This window comes from Parvibaculum sp. (genome assembly GCF_040882025.1).
In the GTDB taxonomy this organism is placed as follows: domain Bacteria; phylum Pseudomonadota; class Alphaproteobacteria; order Parvibaculales; family Parvibaculaceae; genus Parvibaculum.
In genome coordinates, this window is record NZ_JBBECC010000067.1 from 1 (window position 1) to 5,563 (window position 5,563).

The 5,563-nt window shown below is 66.3% G+C and carries 3 protein-coding genes; 1 reads left to right on the forward strand and 2 read right to left on the reverse strand.

The genetic code is table 11. The features are described 5' to 3' along the window. Nucleotides 1-1,778: DNA mismatch repair protein MutS (mutS, locus tag WEB61_RS04275; RefSeq protein WP_368063088.1), on the reverse strand; the 1,778-nt coding region annotated here is incomplete at its 3' end. Between the two features lie 300 nt (nucleotides 1,779-2,078). Between mutS and WEB61_RS04280 the strand changes: the two genes are divergently transcribed. After that, complete coding sequence (locus tag WEB61_RS04280; protein WP_368063089.1) at nucleotides 2,079-4,346, forward strand: NADP-dependent malic enzyme; 2,268 nt, start codon at nucleotides 2,079-2,081, stop codon at nucleotides 4,344-4,346. A 6-nt stretch (nucleotides 4,347-4,352) separates the two neighbouring features. On the opposite strand, the gene WEB61_RS04285 is transcribed toward WEB61_RS04280, so the two are convergent. Continuing rightward, the gene (locus WEB61_RS04285; RefSeq protein WP_368063090.1) at nucleotides 4,353-5,255 is read right to left on the reverse strand and encodes a GNAT family N-acetyltransferase; all 903 of its coding nucleotides are present in this window, start codon (nucleotides 5,253-5,255) and stop codon (nucleotides 4,353-4,355) included. Between the last annotated feature and the right edge of the window lie 308 nt (nucleotides 5,256-5,563).

A 5,563-nucleotide genomic window follows, 5' to 3' on the forward strand; every position in this document is an offset into this window, starting at 1 on the left:
CGGCCGCCTTTGATGTCGAAGGCGAGGCTTGCGTCGACGCGGGGGCGCGCATAGCGGCGCTCGGATGCGAGTTCGGCGAGCGCCGAGGCGACATCGAGCGCGGCGAGCGCGGCGGCCGCATGCGAAAGCGCCGGGGCTTCGGCCAGAACGGCGGCGGCGAGTTCCTCGAACAATTGCAGTTCGATTTCGAGCGCGCGGCCGGCCGCTTCGGCGATGCGGCTGGCGAGGCCCGCAAGCTCGGGCGTCGTGAAGCGCATTGCGTTCGCCATGGTCTGGCGGTGGATATAGCTCTCCGACAGCGGCGGGGCGACCAGCTTTTCGCCGTGGCGCGGCGGCACCTCGATGTAATAGCCAAGCACATTGTTGTGGCGGATCTTCAGCGCGGCAATGCCGGTTTCGCCGGCATATTTCGTCTGCAGGCCGGCGATCAACCGCCGCGCGTCGTCGCGGAGCGCGCGGGTTTCGTCGAGCGCCCGGTCGTGGCCTCTGGCGATGAAGCCGCCATCGCGGGCCATGAGCGGCAGCTCTTCGGCCAGCGCGGCGGCGAGACGCGCTTTCAAATTTGCGGCGACACCGCGCAGGGCTTGCGCGGCGGCAACGATTTCATCGGGCAGCGGTGCAAGCCTCGGCGGCGCGGCGTCGAGCCCGGCCGCCAGGGCATGGGCGGCGGCGAGACCGCCCGCAATGGCGGCGAGATCGCGCGGGCCACCGCGGCCGAGCGACAGGCGCGAAAGCGCGCGCGCAATATCAGGCGCCGATTTGAGGTTCACGCGCATGTCGCGCCGAAGATCGCGGCTGTCGACAAACCACTCGACCGCATCGAGGCGGGCGGCGATCGACGCCGGATCGGTCAGGGGCGCGGCGAGCCGGCTGCCAAGCTCGCGGGCGCCCGCACCCGTCACCGTGCGGTCGATCACGGCGAGCAGCGAGCCGGCGCTCTCGCCCTGCAGCGTTTTCACCAGTTCGAGATTGGCGCGGGTCGCGGCGTCGATCGACATGGCATCGGTGGCGGCGACGCGGCGCGGCGCCGAGAGCGCCGGCATGCGGCCGACCTGGGTCAGTTCGACATAGCCGAGCAGCGCGCCCATGGCGCCGCGTTCGGCGCGGGTGAAAGCGCCGAAGGCATCAAGGGCGGCGACGCCGAGATGGGCCTTCAGACGGCGTTCGGCGGCGGCGCTGTCGAAGCGGGCGACGGGCAGCGCCGTCAGCGCCGCGCCGGCCTGCGCGACGGCGGCCTCGCTCTCCATGCCTTCGGGGATGAGCAATTCGCCGGGCGAAAGCCGCGCCAGCTCGGCGGCAAGGGCCGCCGGCGGCAATGCCATCACCTCGAAACGGCCGGTCGAGACATCGACCCAGGCGAGACCCAGCATGGCCTCGGCGCCGGTGCGGGCGAGGGCGGCGAGATAGTTGTGGGCGCGGGCATCAAGCAGCGTGTCCTCGGTCAAGGTGCCCGGCGTCACGAGCCGCGTGACGGCGCGGGCGACCACCGACTTGGCGCCGCGCTTTTTCGCTTCCGCCGGGTCCTCGACCTGTTCGCAGACCGCGACCTTGAAGCCCTTGCGGATCAGGCGTTCGAGATAGGCCTCGTGGCTGTGTACGGGCACGCCGCACATCGGGATGTCCTCGCCCCGGTGCTTGCCGCGCTTCGTCAGCGCGATGTCGAGCGCTTCCGATGCGGCGACCGCATCGTCGAAGAAGAGTTCGTAGAAGTCGCCCATCCGGTAGAACAGCAGCGCGCCCGGATGGCCCGCCTTGATCTCCAGATATTGCGCCATCATTGGTGTCGCCTCCGGCGAGGGGGGAGTCGCGTCGGGCGGGACCGCTGCGGAAGGCGCGGGGTTTTCCGGCATGAGGGTTCGGGGAGCGGGCTCTGACATGGGGCCAGAGAGTAGTGCCGGCACCACCCGCAGGAAAGGGGCGGCGGGGTCGAAAATCGGGCAGAATCAACGGCGGCGGCTTGTTATTGACGGATCGCCAGCCTACAAAGCGGCTTCCGGGGCAGGCCCCGGAGGGGCGGGCTTCCGACGGGTATTCCGGCGATTGCGCGTCTCCAGCCGAAAATCCGGATGTCCGATCGCATGAGCAAGAAAAAACGGCGACAGTTTACCGACGAGGAAGCGCTCCTCTTCCACTCCCAGGGCAAGCCCGGGAAACTCGAAATCAACGCCACGAAGCCGATGGCGACGCAGCGGGACCTGTCGCTGGCCTACAGCCCCGGCGTCGCGGCGCCGGTGCGCGCCATTGCCGAAAACCCCGACGCTGCCTACGACTACACCTCGAAGGGCAATTTCGTCGCCGTGATCTCCAACGGCACGGCGATCCTGGGGCTCGGCGATCTCGGCGCGCTCGCCTCCAAGCCCGTGATGGAGGGCAAGGCCGTTCTCTTCAAGCGCTTTGCCGATGTCGATTCGATCGATCTCGAAGTCGATACCAGGGACGTCGACGCCTTCGTCAATTCGGTGCGGTATCTGGGCCCCTCCTTCGGCGGCATCAACCTCGAGGACATTTGCGCGCCCGACTGCTTCATCATCGAAAGCCGGTTGCGCGAGATGATGGACATTCCGGTGTTCCATGACGACCAGCACGGCACCGCGATCATCACGGCGGCAGGGCTCATCAATGCGCTCTTCCTGACCGGCCGCGACATCAAGGACGCGAAACTCGTCGTCAACGGCGCAGGCTCCGCCGGCATCGCCTGCCTCGAACTCATCAAGGCGATGGGCCTGCCGCATGACAACGCGATCCTGTGCGACACCAAGGGCGTCATCTACAAGGGCCGTACCGAGGGCATGAACCAGTGGAAGTCGGCGCATGCGTCGGCGACCGATGCGCGGACGCTCGAAGAGGCGATGGTGGGCTGCGACGTGTTCCTCGGTCTTTCGGCCAAGGGCGCGATCAACCAGAAGATGGTCGCCTCGATGGCGGCGAAGCCGATCATCTTCGCGATGGCCAATCCCGATCCCGAGATCACGCCGGAAGAAGTGCTGCAGGTGCGCGATGACGCGATCATCGCCACAGGCCGGTCGGACTATCCGAACCAGGTCAACAATGTGCTGGGCTTTCCCTATATCTTTCGCGGGGCGCTCGACGTGCGCGCCAGCGCGATCAACGAGGACATGAAGATCGCCTGCGCGCAGGCGCTGGCAAAGCTCGCGCGCGAGGATGTGCCCGACGAAGTGGCCGCCGCCTATCAGGACGAACGCCCGCGCTTCGGGCCCGGCTATATCATTCCGGTGCCGTTCGACCCCAGGCTCATCCGTGAAATTCCACCGGCGGTCGCGAAAGCGGCGATGGATTCGGGCGTCGCGCGGCTGCCGATCGTCGACATGGAAGCCTACAAGAACCGGCTTTCGGCGCGCCTCAACCCGACGGCCGGCACGCTGCAAGTCATCATGGACAAGGTCCGGCGCGATCCGAAGCGCGTCGTCTTCGCCGAGGGCGAGGAAGAACGCGTCATCCGCGCCGCGCTCGCCTTCCGCGACAACGGGCTCGGCGTGCCGATCCTGGTCGGCCGCGAGGAGCAGATTCGCGACACGCTCGGCCAGATGGGGCTCGACCGCAACACCGACCTCGACATCCGCAACGCGCGCACGTCGGAGAAGGTCACGGAGTATGCCGACTTTCTCTACAACAAGCTGCAACGGCACGGCTTTCTCTATCGCGACTGCCACCGGCTCACCAGCAACGACCGCAACATATTCTCGGCGCTGATGCTGGAACGGGGCGACGCCGATGCAATGGTGACCGGCGTCACGCGCACCTATTCGGTGGCGCTTGAAGACGTGCGCCGCGTGATCGATGCGGTGGACGGACGCAAGCCCATCGGCGTGACGCTGGTGGTGGCGGGCGGACGCACCGTGCTTGTCGCCGACACCAATGTCCACGAAATGCCGACGGCGCAGGAGCTTGCCGATATCGCGACGCAAGCCGCCGAAGTCGCGCGGCGGCTCGGCTATGAACCACGCGTGGCACTGCTCGCCAATTCGAGCTTCGGCACGCATACGCATGAACGGCCAGCAACCGTGCGCGACGCGGTGCGCATTCTCGATACGCGCAATGCCGATTTCGAGTATGACGGCGAGATGGCGGCCGATGTGGCGCTCAACCGCGAGACGATGGCGCTTTATCCGTTCTGCCGACTTTCCGACACGGCCAATGTGCTGATCATGCCGGCGATCCATGCCGCGTCGATCTCGACCAAGCTGTTGCGCGTGCTCGGCGGTTCGACGCTGATCGGGCCGCTGCTTGTCGGCCTCGAAAAGCCGGTGCAGATCGTGCCGATGACGGCGAATGTCTCCGACCTCGTCAACATGGCGGCGCTGGCGGCCTATAATCTCGACAGATAGGTCGCGTCAGCTCTTGCCGCCGGAGGCGCCGGTGCCGAACTTCGAGAGATAGCGGTCGGAAATCTGCGCCACGGGAAAAAGGATCAGCACATCCGTGGTGCCGAACTGCCTGTCGACCACCGCACCCTCGCCGATATAGCAGCCGGCCCTGAGATAGCCCTTGATCATCGGCGGCAGCGCGCGCAGCGCTTCGCGCGGATCGACCTCTTCCTTCGCGATGCGATTCATTTCCTCGTAGCATGCGGGCAGCGCGCGGACGCGCCAGTCTTCCGGTGCGGCGTGGAAGTGATGCAGGTAGGAAAGCGGCGCGGCAAGCGCTTCCGGGTCGGTGCCCTCGAAACTCGCGCAGCCGAACATCACATCGAGATTGTGCGCGGTCACATAATGCATGATGCCGTGCCAGAGCAATTCGACGGTCGGCTTGGTGCGGTAGGGCTTCAGCACGCAGGAACGGCCGAGCTCGAGGAAATTGAGATCGGCATGGCGCGCAAGCAAGGGCGCGATGTCGTATTCGCCGGCGGTGTAGAAACCGCCGTGGCGTTCGGCGACTTCCTGGCGCAGCAGGCGGTAGCAGCCGACGACTTTCTTCAGGCTTTCGGGATCCTCGGGCGGCAGTTCGTCATCCTCGCCCGGCACCAATGCGTGATCGAGCACCAGCAGGTGATCGCAAATCTCGTCGAAGCGGTCGGCGTCGCGCTTGCGGGCGCGCGTTTCGGCATCGGGGATCGCCGACATTTCCTCGTAGAAGACGCGATAGCGGATTGCCTGGGCGGCGTCGATCTCGTGCGGCGAGGAGGCGAGACGGACTTCGAGATCGCCCCTGCGGCCATAACTTTCAGCGGCCTCGGCGGGACGGGCAAGCGTCGAGGCGAGCGCCGCCTCGCTTCCGTCCGTCTTTGTCGTCGGCATTAATTCGAACCCCAAACCAGATCTTCTTACACCGCAGGAATGCGGACATATCGCGAGCGTCCGCTGCGCCATGCCGCCGGTTCAGCCCCCCGAGCCCGGGCTTCCCGTGATCGCGCCTCATACTTTCATCATCGCCGCCCGATGCCAAGCAAGGCGTCCGGCTGCTTGTCGCAGCAGAAGACGACAGAAAAATGTCGGCCTTACGCCGTTGTTTTTGCTTCTGTTTTCCTGCGGTGTCCCATGACCAGCAGAATCAGCAGGATGGCCGGCACGCCCATCAGCGCGGTCGAGATGAAGAAGGGCACATA